Annotated in this window: 12 protein-coding genes, 1 tRNA gene and 2 pseudogenes; 7 read left to right on the forward strand and 8 right to left on the reverse strand. The window is 64.5% G+C overall.

All coding sequences use genetic code 11. The features are described from left to right. From EGJ22_RS03425 to EGJ22_RS03440, 4 genes are all read left to right on the forward strand, one after another. Entirely contained in the window at positions 1-711 is a 711-nt protein-coding gene (locus tag EGJ22_RS03425) for an ABC transporter ATP-binding protein (RefSeq protein ID WP_029886262.1), read from the forward strand. Beyond that, positions 711-1976 carry an ABC transporter permease gene (locus EGJ22_RS03430; protein WP_009685703.1) on the forward strand — a complete coding sequence of 422 codons (1266 nt, stop codon included), beginning with the start codon at positions 711-713 and terminating at the stop codon, positions 1974-1976. Before EGJ22_RS03425 ends, EGJ22_RS03430 begins: the two co-directional genes overlap by 1 nt. 108 nt (positions 1977-2084) lie before the next feature. After that, positions 2085-2597, forward strand: a complete 513-nt coding sequence (locus EGJ22_RS03435; RefSeq protein WP_029886261.1) for a DUF3299 domain-containing protein — start codon at positions 2085-2087, stop codon at positions 2595-2597. 109 nt (positions 2598-2706) lie between these two features. Continuing rightward, positions 2707-3390 (forward strand): OmpW family protein, encoded by a 684-nt coding sequence (locus EGJ22_RS03440; RefSeq protein ID WP_009685701.1) that lies wholly within the window; start codon positions 2707-2709, stop codon positions 3388-3390. Here EGJ22_RS03440 and EGJ22_RS03445 read toward each other — a convergent pair. Further along, positions 3378-3815: pseudogene (locus EGJ22_RS03445) on the reverse strand (MFS transporter); the annotation flags it as partial. The gene EGJ22_RS03440 and the pseudogene EGJ22_RS03445 sit on opposite strands and share 13 nt — an antisense overlap. Here EGJ22_RS03445 and EGJ22_RS03450 point away from each other — a divergent pair. Next, positions 3814-4002, forward strand: a pseudogene (locus EGJ22_RS03450) (transcriptional regulator); the annotation flags it as partial. The pseudogenes EGJ22_RS03445 and EGJ22_RS03450 sit on opposite strands and share 2 nt — an antisense overlap. A gap of 301 nt (positions 4003-4303) precedes the next feature. On the opposite strand, the gene EGJ22_RS03460 reads toward EGJ22_RS03450, so the two are convergent. The 3 genes from EGJ22_RS03460 to EGJ22_RS03470 all read right to left on the reverse strand — a co-directional run bounded on the left by EGJ22_RS03460 (position 4304) and on the right by EGJ22_RS03470 (position 7021). Then, complete coding sequence (locus EGJ22_RS03460; protein WP_009685699.1) at positions 4304-5236, reverse strand: NAD-dependent epimerase/dehydratase family protein; 933 nt, start codon at positions 5234-5236, stop codon at positions 4304-4306. Then, positions 5229-6113, reverse strand: coding sequence for a sugar nucleotide-binding protein (locus tag EGJ22_RS03465; RefSeq protein ID WP_080709155.1), 885 nt, complete (start codon positions 6111-6113; stop codon positions 5229-5231). The genes EGJ22_RS03460 and EGJ22_RS03465 overlap by 8 nt, the downstream gene beginning before the upstream one ends. A 98-nt stretch (positions 6114-6211) precedes the next feature. Next, positions 6212-7021, reverse strand: coding sequence for a helix-turn-helix transcriptional regulator (locus EGJ22_RS03470; RefSeq protein ID WP_029885046.1), 810 nt, complete (start codon positions 7019-7021; stop codon positions 6212-6214). A 178-nt stretch (positions 7022-7199) separates the two neighbouring features. Between EGJ22_RS03470 and EGJ22_RS03475 the strand changes: the two genes are divergently transcribed. Both EGJ22_RS03475 and EGJ22_RS03480 read left to right on the forward strand, forming a co-directional pair. Then, positions 7200-8642 (forward strand): sodium:alanine symporter family protein, encoded by a 1443-nt coding sequence (locus tag EGJ22_RS03475; RefSeq protein ID WP_029885047.1) that lies wholly within the window; start codon positions 7200-7202, stop codon positions 8640-8642. A gap of 71 nt (positions 8643-8713) precedes the next feature. Continuing rightward, positions 8714-9700, forward strand: a complete 987-nt coding sequence (locus EGJ22_RS03480; protein WP_029885048.1) for an asparaginase — start codon at positions 8714-8716, stop codon at positions 9698-9700. Between the two features lie 36 nt (positions 9701-9736). Here EGJ22_RS03480 and EGJ22_RS03485 read toward each other — a convergent pair. From EGJ22_RS03485 to fdhE, 4 genes are all read right to left on the reverse strand, one after another. Beyond that, positions 9737-9832, reverse strand: a tRNA-Sec gene (locus tag EGJ22_RS03485). 6 nt (positions 9833-9838) lie between these two features. After that, positions 9839-11761: a selenocysteine-specific translation elongation factor gene (gene selB, locus EGJ22_RS03490; RefSeq protein ID WP_125920119.1), complete on the reverse strand. Its 1923-nt coding sequence runs from the start codon at positions 11759-11761 to the stop codon at positions 9839-9841. After that, entirely contained in the window at positions 11758-13185 is a 1428-nt protein-coding gene (gene selA, locus EGJ22_RS03495; RefSeq protein WP_009685690.1) for an L-seryl-tRNA(Sec) selenium transferase, read from the reverse strand. The genes selB and selA overlap by 4 nt, the downstream gene beginning before the upstream one ends. Positions 13186-13347: 162 nt before the next feature. Further along, complete coding sequence (gene fdhE, locus EGJ22_RS03500) at positions 13348-14268, reverse strand: formate dehydrogenase accessory protein FdhE (protein ID WP_029885050.1); 921 nt, start codon at positions 14266-14268, stop codon at positions 13348-13350. Positions 14269-14270 lie beyond the last annotated feature (2 nt).

A 14270-nucleotide genomic window follows, 5' to 3' on the forward strand; every position in this document is an offset into this window, starting at 1 on the left:
ATGAATCAGGCACTGATTGACCTACAGGACCTGGTGTTCGCCTGGCCCGGCCAAGCGCCGCTGCTGGACATCCCGGCGTTTCGCCTGCAAGCCGGTGAGGCCCTGTTTCTCAAAGGCCCCAGCGGCAGTGGCAAGACCACCCTGCTGGGCCTGCTGGGCGGGGTGAACCGGGCGGACCAAGGGCGAATCCGGCTGCTTGGCCAGGACCTGGCCGCGCTAGGCCAAGGTGCACGCGACCGGTTCCGCGTCGACCACACCGGCTATATCTTCCAGCAATTCAACTTGCTGCCCTTCCTGTCGGTAAGGGAGAACGTCGAACTGCCATGCCGCTTCTCCCGCAGCCGGGCGGAACGGGCCATCCAGCGCCATGGCAGTGTTCACCAGGCGGCAGGCGAACTGCTCGCCCACCTGGGGCTGGGCGACCCGGCACTGCTGGCGCGCCGTGCCGACAGCCTGTCGATAGGCCAGCAACAGCGGGTTGCCGCAGCCCGCGCGCTGATCGGTCAACCCGAGTTGGTGATCGCCGACGAGCCGACCTCGGCGTTGGACGCCGACACCCGTGAGGTGTTCATCCGCCTGCTGTTCGATGAGTGCCGGGCCGCTGGTGCCAGCCTGCTGTTCGTCAGCCACGACCAGAGCCTGGCGCCGCTGTTCGATCGCCACCTGTCGCTGGCCGAACTCAACCGTGCCGCCAAGCCCGTGGAGGCCTGATGTACCTGCTCCGCCTTGCCCTGGCCAGCCTGGCCAACCGCCGTTTCACCGCTTTTCTCACGGCCTTTGCCATCGCCCTGTCGGTCTGCCTGCTATTGGCCGTGGAGCGGGTGCGGACCGAGGCCCGTGCCAGCTTCGCCAGTACCATCAGCGGTACCGACCTGATCGTGGGCGCGCGCTCGGGCTCGGTGAACCTGCTGCTGTATTCGGTATTCCGGATCGGCAACGCCACCAACAACATCCGCTGGGACAGCTTTCAGCACTACGCCCATGACCCACGGGTGAAGTGGGCGATTCCGATCTCGCTGGGCGACTCGCACCGCGGCTATCGGGTAATGGGCACCACTGCCGACTACTTCGAGCATTACCAGTACGGCCGCAAACAGCACCTGCAGCTGAGCCAGGGCCGCGAATTCGCCAGTGACCCGTTCGAGGTGGTACTGGGTGCCGAAGTGGCCGAGGCACTGCATTACAAGCTGGGGGACAAGCTGGTGCTGGCGCACGGTGTGGCCGCAATCAGCCTGGTCAAGCATGACGACAAACCGTTCACCGTGGTGGGCGTGCTCAAGCGTACCGGCACACCGGTCGACCGCACCCTGCACATCAGCCTGGGCGGCATGGAGGCGATCCATATCGACTGGCACAATGGCGTGCCGGCACGTGGCGCCGGGCGCATCAGCGCCGAGCAAGCACGCAGCATGGACCTGCAACCTGCCGCCATCACGGCGTTCATGCTGGGCCTGAACAACAAGATCGCCACGTTCAGCCTGCAGCGGGAAATCAACGAGTACCGCAACGAACCGCTGCTGGCGATCCTGCCTGGCGTTGCCTTGCAGGAGCTGTGGAGCCTGATGGGCACGGCCGAACAAGCCTTGTTCGTGGTTTCGCTGTTCGTTGTGCTCACGGGCCTGATCGGCATGCTCACGGCCATTCTCACCAGCCTCAACGAACGCCGCCGGGAGATGGCGATCTTGCGTTCCGTAGGGGCCAGGCCGTGGCATATCGCCGGGCTGCTGGTGCTGGAGGCGCTGTCACTGGCGGCAGTCGGCATCGTCGCCGGGCTGGGCTTGCTGTATGCGGGTATCGCCCTGGCACAGGGGTATGTACAGGCCAACTATGGTTTGTACCTGCCGCTGGCGCTGCCGAGCGCTCATGAATGGAGCTTGCTGGCTATCATCCTGGGGGCTGCACTGCTGATGGGCAGCGTGCCAGCGTGGCGCGCCTATCGGCAGTCGTTGGCCGATGGCCTGTCCATACACCTATGAGTGCGCGTAATGATCAAACACCTCACCGCCTGCTTCGCGGGTAAACCCGCTCCTACATCGGGTCGCGTTCCCCGTGTAGGTGCGGGTTCACCCGCGAAGAAGCCGGCACTGCAAACGCTGCTGATCCTGCTGCTTGCGGCAGCGATGCCGCTGTGGGCCGCCGAACCCAAGGAGCTCGACTGGCCAGCGCTGATCCCGGAAGGCGCCCCGGTCATTCCACCGCAACTCACCCCCTTGCACGACATGTCGCAATTGAGCAACGCCCTGGCCGCCGAGTCTGCGCCAGCAGCCCGGCAGCAGGCGCCGAACGCGCCGGTGGTGAAAAGCCTCGATGGCCAGCAGGTCAAACTGCCCGGGTATATCGTGCCGCTGGAAGTCAGCGAGGAGGGGCGCACCACCGAGTTTCTGCTGGTGCCTTACTACGGCGCGTGCATCCATGTGCCGCCACCGCCCTCGAACCAGATCGTGCACATTTTCAGCGAAATGGGCGTGCGCGTCGAAGACCTTTATCAACCCTACTGGATCGAGGGAAAGATGCAGGTCAAAGCCTCCAGCAGCGAACTGGCCGATGCCGGCTACCAGATGGAAGCCGAAAAAATCTACGCTTATGAGCTGAAGTGAGCGCTATTACCGGTTCATGAAGACGCTTCGTTGAGCTGGGTCAAACATTCTGTTTAGACCCATCCGTACCATTGGACTACTCGATTATTAACGTCCTCTGGGAGCTTCCATGAACAAGTCCTTGCTCGGGGCCGCATTCGCGGCACTGGCCTTCGCCGCCCCTGTTGCCCACGCCCACCAGGCGGGTGATGTCATCGTTCGCGCCGGTGCAATCACCACTGCGCCGAATGAGAGCAGCAGCGACCTGAAATTCGACGGCAACAAGGTTTCGGGCACCAAGGCGACACTGGACAGCGACACCCAGCTGGGCCTGGCGTTCGCCTACATGCTCACCGACCACGTTGGCCTGGAGCTGCTGGCGGCTACGCCGTTCAAGCACACCGTAGGCGTAAAAGGCCTGGGTGGCGGGCTGGACGGCAAGCTGGCCGACATCAAGCAACTGCCGCCAACACTGTCGCTGCAGTACTACCCGATGGAACCGAACTCCAAGTTCCAGCCGTATGCCGGCGTAGGTATCAACTACACCCTGTTCTTCGATGAAGACCTCAGCAGCGCCCGCAAGCAGCAGGGCTTCAGTAACCTGAAGCTACAAGACTCGGTAGGTATCGCCGGCCAGTTGGGCATGGACTACATGCTCACGGACAACCTGCTGGTCAACGCCGCGGTCTGGTATGTGGACATCGACACCAAGGCCAGCGTCAACGGCCCCACCGCGCTGGGCTACAGCAAGACCAAGGTCGACGTGGATGTCGACCCATGGGTGTACATGGTCGGCCTAGGCTACAAGTTCTGACCGGAACACTGCAGGGCGGCTTCGGCCGCCCTTGCGCGTTGCAGCCACAGCCAATAAGCCAGGGCCGCCGCGCTGATGGCCATGCCCAGGCCGCACACCGCTACCCAACCCCAGTGCGCATAACACCAGTTCGCCAGCACCGCCCCCACCCCGCTCCCCAGCGAATAACAGCACATGTAGGCCGCAATCAGGCGGCTGGCCATTTCGCCACGCCCGGCCAGCAACACCGTCTGGTTGGTGACATGCACCGCCTGCACGGCAAAATCCAGCATCAGCACGCCGAGGACAAAGGCCATCACGGATTGCCCGAGCATGGCCGTGGGCAGCCATGAAAGCGTCAGCAGCAACAGCGCCAGCCCCGTGGTCCGCTCACCCTGCCCTTGGTCGGCCAAGCGCCCGGCACGCGATGCGACCACCGTGCCCGCTGTATTTCCGCTGGTGGTGGGTTTGCGGCAATGGGGGGAACGGTATTTGTTCGAGGCGGGTGAAACGCGTTCAGCGCTGGTGGACGCCGGCAGCGGGCAGGGGCTTGAACCGTTACAGGTGAGAAGCCTGGATGGGCGGATGTTGAACCCCGAGGACTGCGTGCGCAAGGTGGTGCGCCATGGCTGATCCCGGGGCTGCTGCGCAGCCCTGTCGCGACACAAGGCCGCTTGTGTCTTGAGAGAGGGATCTGGTGTTGCCTCAGCCGAAGAGGGTGTAGATCAACAGCCAAAATGCAGGACTCGAAGATCACACGGTTCCTGTGGGAGCGGGCGTGCCCGCGAACACCGGCGCAGCCGGTGCCAGACACCGCGTCGCCTGCTTCGCGGGCACGCCCGCTCCCACAATGGATCGCGCAGGCTTTTCAAATTTTGAGAAAGACAGTTGATCCTACAGGCCGTGCAGGCAGGGCAACGCTTGGCCCGTGACTTCAGCTTTTACCCAGTAGCCGGGCCAGCCCCTCGACCATCGGCGTAGCCTGCGGGAATGCAAACCGCGCCAGCAAGCGCTGGTTATCGGCCCGCGAATGGCGAATATCACCGGCACGCGCCGCCGCGTAGGTCACCGCTGGCAAGCTGCCCACGACTTTCTGCAGCGCCGCGAGCATCTGGTTGATCGACGTTGCCTGGTTGAGGCCGATGTTCACCGCCCCCTCCTCGACCTGCGGCTGCTCCAGCGCCTGCACCATCACTTGCACCAGGTCGCCTACATACAGGAAATCGCGGGTCTGCTCGCCATCCCCGTACACGGTGATCGGCAGGCCCTGCACAGCACGCTCGCAGAAGATGCTGATAACCCCGGAATAGGGCGAGGACGGGTCCTGGCGAGGCCCGAAGATATTGAAGAAGCGGAACACCACCGGCTCCAGCCCGTGCTGACGGCGGTAGAAGTCCAGGTATTGCTCACTGGCCAGCTTGTCCACGGCATAGGGCGTCAGCGGTGCCTTGGGCGTATCCTCGGCGATCGACTCGCCCTCGCCATTGTTGCCATACACGGCGGCACTGGAGGCGAACACCACCCGGCGCAGACCGTGCACGCGCATGGCTTCACAAACATTGAGGGTGCCGATGAAATTGCTCTGGTGGGTACGCACCGGATCTTCGACCGAGGCCTGCACCGAAGCCACTGCGGCCAGGTGCACCACGGCACTGCAACCTGCCGCAGCCCGCATGACCAGAGCAGCATCGGCGACATCGCCTTCGATCAGTTCCAGCCGTGGGTGGTCGACCTGCAGGTTGCCCCGCCGGCCAGTGGACAAGTCATCGAGAATGCGTACGGCGTAGCCTTTGTCCAACAACGCATCGCACAGGTGGGAACCAATGAAGCCGGCACCGCCGGTGATCAGGATGGGGGCATCAGCCATGGCGGTAGAAACGGTCCAGTAGGGGCGGCAAGCCGGCGCGCCAGGCACGCGGCTTGATGCCAAAGGTATGAAGGATTTTCTTGCAGGCCAATACGGCATGCTGCGGCTCTTCGCTGGCATCCGGCCGCGCGGCATGCGCTTGCGCCGTGGGTGCCTGCACTGCCAGCTGGCGATATTGGCCGGCCTCGGCCAGGATCGCCTGGCCCAACACCAGCGGCGTGGTCGCCTCGTTGCCGGCGTAATGGTAGGTGCCCCATAGCGGCGCGTTGCAATCGAGTTGCTTGAGCACAGACAGGATCACCCGAGCCGCATCGTCCACAGGTGTGGGGTTGCCGCGCCGGTCATCGGCCAGCAGCAACTCGGCCGGTTGCTCGGCACGGGTGAGGAAACGACCGAGCGAGCCATCGATGCTTTCGTCCAGCAACCAGCCAAAGCGCAGCAGTACATGTTGCGGGCACGCCGCACGCACGCTCTGCTCGATCCGCCACAAGGCCTGGCCCCGCAGCCCCAGGGGTACGGGCTCGTCCTTCTCGCTGTAGGCAGTGGCCCGCGAGCCATCGAATACCCGGTAGCTGGAAGGCTGCACCAGGGTGATCTGGTGGTGCTGGCACAGCTCTGCCAGCCGCTCGACTGCCCGCTCCTGCTGCGCCAGGCGCGGCTCGCTGACCGACTCGGCCTGGAACCAGTCGAAGTAATAGGCCAGGTTCACCAGGGCATCGGGGCGATGGTCGTCAAGCAACTGGGTCAGGCTCGCCGGCGTCCAGCCGCTCTCGGGCGGGCGCGGCGCCAGGAATGCGATGTCCTCCTCGGCCCCAAGACGAATCAGCGCTTGCCCGAGGGCATTGCCACCACCCAACAGCATTAGGCGCATACGCATAGAGTCAGCAGATCCGGAGAGGTTGATTAAGGAAAGTGGGTCATTTTGCGGTTTCCGGGCGGGGAAGTCCAACCACAGGGTTTATTGAGGCAAACCGCCTATTCAATCTCAAACAAACTGTTGCGCAACGGCCCCACGCTCAGCCGTTCCCTGACGTCATCATCTATACGCGGATCATCCGGGCGGTACAGTTTGACCTGTCGGTAGGCATTGATGCGATTGATCTCCTCACCCAGGTACTCCCACACCACCCGTGTGCAGGCCGGGTTGCGCCGGTCGCCGCTGGAAACCCCGGCCTTCAGGCCGTTCAGGCGGGTGATCCGGCTTTTGAAGCTGGGAATCAGGATGGTCTGGCTCATCTCGTTGAAAGTCAGCGACTCGTAGTCGATGAGGAACACTCGGTCCTGCAACTGAAACGCCGCGCCCAGATAGCGACAACGGACTTCGGCATGCAGGTCCGTGGCGCTGGAGCGCTCCTGCCGCTCCTGGCGCTCGAACAGGAAACGCCCCCGCTCTTCCCACAGGTGCACCAGCGACACCAGGATCGTGCCGGGCACCGACATGCAGTTCGAATACTCGAAGTAATAACCGCAATAACGCGACAGGTTGCCGGCGTGCTCATGCAGAGGGCGGAACAGTTCACTGATCGGGTCGCTGGGTTGTTCGGCCAGGGTCGAGACGCGGGCACCGATCAGGCGGGCGAACTGCTCGGCAGGCAGGTTCAGCTCGTAATCCTCGACGCCAAAGAAATCACCGATGCGTTTCAGGTTGAAAGCCGTCGGACGGCTCTGCCCGCTGAGGTACTTGTTGAACTGCGCTCGGTTGATCGAGAGCTGGCGGCAAACTTCGGAAATAGAGCGGTAGTGGCTGCAAGCCAGTTTGAGGTTGGTAGCGAAATGCTCACTCATGTGCGGAATCCAAGTGACGCGAATGACGCCATTGTAGCATCAAGTCGCATCAAGTCAGAGCAACCCGCGAAATTGTAACGACTCTTGTCATGGCCAACCATGCGCCCCAACGAATAGCGGTGCGCCTGCCGTCCGCTGATCAATCCACACGAAGAATAAGAATCGAGGTCATTTTCCAATGCTCGAAGCACTCAACGATTTCCTCTCGGGGAAACTCCTCATCGTGCTGATCGTCGGTCTCGGCGGTTACTTCACCATCCGTTCGCGGTTCGTACAGTTCCGCCATTTCGGCCACATGTTCGCCGTGTTCAAGGAATCGCTGCGTGGCCAGGCAGGCCAGTTGAGCTCCTTCCAGGCCCTGATGCTGAGCCTGGCTGGCCGCGTGGGCGCCGGTAACATCGCCGGGGTCGGCATTGCCGTGACCCTGGGCGGCCCTGGCGCGGTGTTCTGGATGTGGGTCACTGCCCTGGTCGGCATGGCCAGCAGTTTCTTCGAATGTACCCTGGCCCAGATGTACAAACGCGCCGATGGCGACGGCTTGTACCGTGGCGGCCCGGCCTACTACATTCAGCATGGCCTGAAGCTGAAAAGCATGGCCATCGTGTTCTCGATCCTGCTGCTGGTGACCTACGGCTTCGCCTTCATCGGCCTGCAGTCGTACACCGTTACCCATTCGCTGCAAAATGCCTTCGACTTCAAGCCAAGCCACACCGGGCTGGTGCTGGCCGTGCTGCTGGCCATCACCTTCATCGGTGGCATCAAGCGCATCGCGGCGGTCTCGGACCTGCTGGTGCCGGTCAAGACCCTGGCCTACATCGGCGTGACCCTGTACGTGATCGGCACCCAGATCGACCACGTACCCGCCATGCTGGAAACCATATTCAAGAGCGCTTTCGGCCTTGACCCTGCGTTTGGCGGCCTGCTCGGCAGCGCCATCGTCATGGGCGTGAAGCGGGGCGTGTTCGCCAACGAAGCAGGCTTGGGCAGTGCACCGAACGTTGCCGCCGTGGCGGCAGTGAAACACCCGGGCGCGCAGGGCGTGGTCCAGGCCTTCAGCGTGTTCCTCGACACCTTCGTGATCTGCACCTGCACCGCACTGCTGATCCTGCTGTCGGGCTTCTACACCCCAGGCTTCGAGGGCGACGGCATTGTCCTGACCCAGAACTCGCTGGCCGCGGTGGTGGGTGACTGGGGCCGCGTGTTCGTCAGCGTTGCGCTGTCGCTGTTCGTGTTCACCTGCATTCTCTACAACTACTACCTGGGCGAGAACAGCCTGCAGTTCCTCAGCCGCAACCGCGTGGTACTGATGGTGTTCCGTGGCCTGGTACTGGCGTTGGTGGTGTGGGGTTCGATGCAAGACCTGTCGACCGTGTTCGCCTTCGCCGACATCACCATGACCTGCCTGGCCTTCGTCAACCTGATCGCCCTGGCCCTGTTGTTCAAGATTGGCCTGCGGGTGATGCGCGACTACGACGACCAGCGCAAGGCCGGTATCAAGCAGCCAGTGTTCGATTCGACCAAGTTCGCCGACCTGGACCTGGACCGCAATGCCTGGCCAGCCAACCCTGAGCTGGAAACAGCCGCTGACAAAGCAGCCGTCCAGGCCCAGCCACAGCGCTGATACCCTGCCCTGCCAAAGCCGCCCCGTCCGTGGGCGGCTTTTTTCTCCGCTCACCGCCACGGATGCTTTCCATGCGTGCAGTCAAGAATCTTCTCGTTCTCTATACCGGTGGCACCATCGGCATGCTCGAAACCCCGGAGGGCCTGGCACCGGCCGGCGGTTTCGACGGGCGGATGCGTGAACACTTTGCGCAACTGTCCGATGCCCCCCAGCTGCAGTGGACCCTGCAAGAGCTGAACCCGCTGCTGGACAGCGCCAACATGCAACAGCACAACTGGCTGGCCATGCGTGATGCCATCGTCACGGCGGTGGATGCTGGCCATGATGGGGTGCTGGTGCTGCACGGCACCGATAGCCTGGCCTATAGCGCGGCTGCCTTGTCGTTCCTGCTGCTGGGCTTGCCCGTGCCGGTACTGCTGACCGGTTCGATGCTGCCGGCCGGCGCTGCCGGCAGCGACGCCTGGCCCAACCTGTGTGGCGCGCTGCGCCTGTTCGAACAAGGGCTGGAAGACGGCGTGCAGTTGTACTTCCATGGGCAGCTGGTGCACGGTTGCCGGGCTACCAAGTTGCGCAGTGAAGCGTTCGATGCGTTCGTTGCCCTGCCGCGGCATCGCGACAGCCAGCGTGCGGCAGCCATCCCGGCCGAGCTGGATTACCGCCAGCCGCGCCAGCCGGTCAACCTGGCGGTCGTGCCTGTGTTCCCCGGGCTGCAGGCCAGCCATCTGCAGGCCTTGTTGGGCAGCGGCGTGCAGGGCTTGCTGCTGGAGTGCTATGGCAGTGGTACCGGGCCGTCGGATGACCTGGCGTTGCTCGAGGTACTGCGTGCAGCGCGCCAGCGCGGGGTGCTGCTGGCGGCAATCAGCCAATGCCCTGAAGGCTCGGTGGTATTCGATACCTATGCGGCAGGCAACCGACTGCGTAGCGCGGGCCTGGTCAGTGGCGGCGGCATGACCCGCGAGGCAGCGCTGGGCAAGATGGTTGCGCTGCTGGGTGCAGGGTTGGATGTGGAATCAGCAGAACGCTGGTTTGCCCTGGACCTGTGTGGGGAGCGGGCGTAGGCGCTGCCCGCAACTCGCCCGGGCAAGAAAAGAAGATGGCGGAAGGCAGCGGGAGTCGAACCTGCCCGGGAACGGCTGCCGTCCCCAACCGGGTTTGAAGCCCGGCCGCGCCACCGGGCGCGATTGCCTTCCTTGAACTCAGTGCCTGGCGTACTGCTGGGCCAGGGCGCTGTCAGCGCGAATGTGACGCTGCTCGGCCACCCTGCGGGTCAGGCCGATGCGGTCGAAGTATTCCAGAATCTGCACACTGCGCTTGCGACCGATGCCCAACATATCGCGAAATGCAGCAACCTGCACTACTGAAGTGCCAGCCGCCTGCCCCAGCAGCAGCTCTGCCATGCGCTGTAGCGTCGCTGCGGGGTAGAACAGGTCGCGCACCACCTGGTGCACCACGCCCAAACGCGCCAGCTTGCGCAACAACAAACGAACGTCGGCTTCAAGGCAGTTCTCTTCTGCCGCCAATGTCCTGACCCAGGGCGGATCGAACTGCTCCGCCAGCAACCTGGGCTGCAGGCGCGCCCACAGTGCCTCGTCGGCTTCACTCAACTGGACCTTGTGATCCGGCAAATGCAGCCAGGGCCCACTGGCGGCAATCGCCCCTTCCTCTAGCAGTTCCTCAAGCAGGCTGACAAACGCAGGCCGCTCCAACGGCAATGCTGTAAAGCGTCGCAGGCGGTCACGGTCGGGGCCCAGCTGATCGGGTTCTTGCTCGTGGAAGCGGGCAAGTTGCGCCAGCACCTGCCGTTTCAGCGCCTGCCACTGGGCGCTGGCGAACAGCAGCTGGCCCTGTCGCGTGGCCACCACCAACACGTTCGCCGGTAGCTGCCAGGTTTCGCGCAGGCGATTGAACTGCCGCTCCAGGCGCTGTGGGTCGATACCACCGGGGGCACTGGCCAGCAGTGCCGGCAGCGCCTGCTCCAGGCCCTGGGCATCCCGCAGCGCCTGCAGCTGGCGTAGACGCTCGTGGCTGCGGCGCTGGCGGCTGGGGGCAAACGGATCGAGTACCTTGCCGCCGCCCAAGGTGCGCTGAGCACGCTGGTCGCGCAGTACCAGGCGGTCGCCATGCACGGCCTGCAACGGCGCATTGAGCAGTAACTGGGCAAACATGCGCTGGCCGGCGGCCAGGGTTTCACCCTCCAGCAACGCGACACGGGCCGTCACGTCCTGGGTGCCGAGGTGCACATGCACGGCACTGAAGTGCTCGAACGCCCGCAGCTCGCCCGGCAGCAGGTTCAACTCGATGTCCACCCGAACACTGGGCGCGTGCAGCCACTGTGGCAGCAGCCAGTCGCCACGGTGAACTTGCTCCGCGCTAAGGCGTTCGGCTGCGATATTGAGCGCTACTCGCTGGCCGGCCTGCGCTACCTGCGCGGCCTGGTTTTGTGCATGCAGGCCCCGCACCCGCACCGCCTTGCCGGCCTTGCCCAGGACCAGGGTATCGCCGGCACTCACCCGGCCGGCCAGCGCCGTGCCAGTCACCACCACCCCCGCACCGGTAACGGCGAAGGCGCGGTCGATAGCCAGGCGAAAACCGCCTTGCGCACTGCGTTGCCGCACAGCGGTTTGCGCCTGCAGCAAGGCTTGGCGCAACGCGTCGATGCCCTCCCCGCCAAGGCTCGACACCGGGAACTGCCGCGCCCCGGCATAGGGCCCTGGCGCCAGCAGCTCACTGACCTGCGCCTGCACCTGGGCCAGGCGCGCCGGCTCGACGCGGTCGCACTTGCTGATCGCCACCAGTGCCTGGGGGATACCCAACAGCTCGATGATTGCCAGGTGCTCACGTGTCTGCGGCATGACGCCATCGTCTGCCGCCACCACCAGCAGCACCACGTCTATACCATGGGCCCCGGCCAGCATGTTGTGGATAAACCGCTCGTGGCCCGGCACATCGATGAAGCCCGTCAGTGGTGCACCTTCGGCCAGCGCCGCGTAGCGGTAACCCAGGTCGATGGTCATGCCCCGTTCACGCTCTTCCTGGCGCAGGTCACCGGCCTGGCCGGTCAGTGCCTTCAGCAGTGCGGTCTTGCCATGGTCGATGTGGCCGGCGGTACCAACGATCACTGCACCGGCCCCAACTGCAACGCCGGCAATTGCGCCAGCCATTGGGCTTCGTCGTCCAGCTGGCGCAGGTCCAGCCATAGCGCGTCGTCGTCGATGCGACCAAGCACCGGCACTGGCAGGCCCCGCAGGGCCCGTTCCAGCACGTGCAGGCTGCGCCCGCGCAACTTCTTCGACACCTGTGGGCGCAGGCACAGCGCTGCACTGGGCAGGCGCGCAACCGGCTGGCTGCCACTGCCTATCATGCCCAACGCAGGTTCTACGCTGACGACCCATTGCGCACCAAGGCGGGCCTGGAGGTCTGGCAGCAGGCGTTCGGCCTGGGCCTGGATATCGGCCTGGCCACGGGTCAACAAGCGCAAACTGGGCAGGCGCTCGGCCAACCGGTCCGGGTTCCGGTACAGCGCCAGCACCGCTTCGAGTGCGGCCAGGGTGATCTTGTCGACCCGCAGCGCACGCTTAAGCGGGTTTTTCTTGATCCTGGCGATCAATGCCTTGCGCCCGACGATGATCCCGGCCTGCGGGCCGCCCAGCAGCTTGTCGCCACTGAAGGTCACCAGATCGGCGCCATCAGCCAGGGCCTGGCGCACCGTGGGCTCGGCCGGCAGGCCCCAGCGGGTGAGATCGAGCAAACTACCGCTGCCGAGGTCTTCGAGCAGTGGCAGGTCATGCTGGTGGGCGATTCGCGCCAGCTCGGCGGTCGGCACCTGGGTGGTGAAACCTTGAATGCTGTAGTTGCTGCAGTGCACGCGCATCAGTAACCCTGTTCGCGGGCCAATGGCAGCCTCGTAGTCGCGGGCATGGGTGCGGTTGGTGGTGCCGATCTCGTGCAGCTTCACCCCGGCGCGGGCCATGATGTCCGGGATGCGGAAGGCGCCACCGATCTCGATCAGTTCGCCGCGCGAGATAATGCCCTCCTTGCGCGCACCCAGGCTGTTGAGCGCCAGCAGTACCGCCGCGGCATTGTTGTTGACCACGGTAACCGCCTCGGCGCCGGTCAGCTCGCGGATAAGGCCCTCGATCAGGTCGTCGCGGTCACCACGCTTGCCGCTGGCCAGGTCGAACTCCAGGTTGAGCGGGTAGCGGGCGGCGGTCTGCATCGCCTCGATGGCTTCTTCCGGCAGCAGGGCACGGCCGAGGTTGGTATGCAGCACGGTGCCGGTGAGGTTGAACACTCGGCGTACCTGGCTGCGTTGCTGGGCGGCCAGACGTTCGCCGGCGCGGCCCAGAAGGATCTCGAGAGACAGCTCGGCGGCACTGAGCTGGCCGCTGCGCGCGGGCTCCCGCAGGTCGTCCAGCAATTGGCGCAGGGCGCTCAACACCGCATCGCGGCCGTGGCGGTCGATCAGTGGGAGGCAGGCCGGATGGCGCAGGAGGGTGTCGATGGACGGCAAGCGTGGGGTGTCGCTGGCGAGGCTGTTGGACATGCGGTACTACCTAGGATTGATCCGTCGTCGGTACTGGCCTGTTCGCGGGTGAGCCCGCCCCCACAAAAGCCTGCGCAGGTGTCTGATCCTGTACCAGGTCTTTAAGGAAGGGGTTCACCCGCGAAGCAGGCGACTCGGTTTTTCAGTGTAGACACTCACCCACTAACCGGGCGCAAGCATCAGGTTGGGCGCCAGGCGATGAAAGCCTTCCTCGTCCAGGCGCATGTCCAGCGCAAGGCTGGCCAGGTCGTCGGCCAAGGGCTCGGCCGCTGCATCGTTTTCGAGGTAGTTCTGCTTGAGGTAGCTTTCACACCCCGGGCAGCACTCGGCCCGCAGGGGCGCCTTGCCGGGTAGATGGCGGTCATTCTCAAGGCTGGTATAGCGCAAGTCCTTGCTCGACTCGCAGTACACACACTTGACCCGCACCACATGCCATTCACAGGCACACAACGCGCACACCAGATAGCGCAGGCCGTTGTGCTTGCCACGGTTGCGTACCACCCCGGCCATCGCTGGCGAGCCGCAGGCCGGGCACTGGGCCAGGCTGCCAGCGGGTTTGAGTTCAGGCGCCGGCAATGCCAGCAGCCAACTGGACCAGGCCGCCTGCAACGCAGCCCCGAGCAATGGCACCAGTGCGGCCGGCACCGCGTCATACTGCCCTGCCAGCAACGCGAACCCCCAGCCTTTGCGCTGGTTGTCATCACTGCCACGCAGCACCTGCAAGGCCTCCGCCAACGGACCCTGGGGTTCGTCGCCAAAGTGACCTAGCAAGGCCTGCAGCCAGACCAGCCAAGCCCCGTCACGTACCAGGCTGTCTGCCGCCAGCGGCGGCAAACCATGGCTTATGCACAGGCGCTGGCGCGCCTCAGCCACCGGCAGGGCGCCAGGGGGGTTATCCACAAGCTGCTGCTGCACACGGCACAACCGCGCAACCAGCCTCAGGTAGTCGCCCAGGGCATTGCCCTGGGCCAGCGTGTCCAAACGCGCAGCCCGCACTTCAAACAGGTTGGCCGGCGGCAGGTGCAGAAACGGCGGCATCACCGCCGACGCTTCGATCTGCCCAGGTTCGAGTATCGTGCTCAAGC

The organism is Pseudomonas sp. p99-361 (assembly GCF_003935475.1).
In the GTDB taxonomy this organism is placed as follows: Bacteria; Pseudomonadota; Gammaproteobacteria; order Pseudomonadales; family Pseudomonadaceae; genus Aquipseudomonas; species Aquipseudomonas juntendi.

What these genes read in the sequence shown, in the direction of transcription:
- EGJ22_RS03425 (WP_029886262.1), top strand. Translation starts at nt 1, where the DNA reads ATGAATCAGGCACTGATTGACCTACAGGACCTGGTGTTCGCCTGGCCC.
- EGJ22_RS03430 (WP_009685703.1), top strand. Translation starts at nt 711, where the DNA reads ATGTACCTGCTCCGCCTTGCCCTGGCCAGCCTGGCCAACCGCCGTTTC.
- EGJ22_RS03440 (WP_009685701.1), top strand. Translation starts at nt 2,707, where the DNA reads ATGAACAAGTCCTTGCTCGGGGCCGCATTCGCGGCACTGGCCTTCGCC.
- EGJ22_RS03460 (WP_009685699.1), bottom strand. Translation starts at nt 5,236, where the DNA reads ATGGCTGATGCCCCCATCCTGATCACCGGCGGTGCCGGCTTCATTGGT.
- EGJ22_RS03465 (WP_080709155.1), bottom strand. Translation starts at nt 6,113, where the DNA reads ATGCGTATGCGCCTAATGCTGTTGGGTGGTGGCAATGCCCTCGGGCAA.
- EGJ22_RS03470 (WP_029885046.1), bottom strand. Translation starts at nt 7,021, where the DNA reads ATGAGTGAGCATTTCGCTACCAACCTCAAACTGGCTTGCAGCCACTAC.
- EGJ22_RS03475 (WP_029885047.1), top strand. Translation starts at nt 7,200, where the DNA reads ATGCTCGAAGCACTCAACGATTTCCTCTCGGGGAAACTCCTCATCGTG.
- EGJ22_RS03480 (WP_029885048.1), top strand. Translation starts at nt 8,714, where the DNA reads ATGCGTGCAGTCAAGAATCTTCTCGTTCTCTATACCGGTGGCACCATC.
- selA (WP_009685690.1), bottom strand. Translation starts at nt 13,185, where the DNA reads ATGTCCAACAGCCTCGCCAGCGACACCCCACGCTTGCCGTCCATCGAC.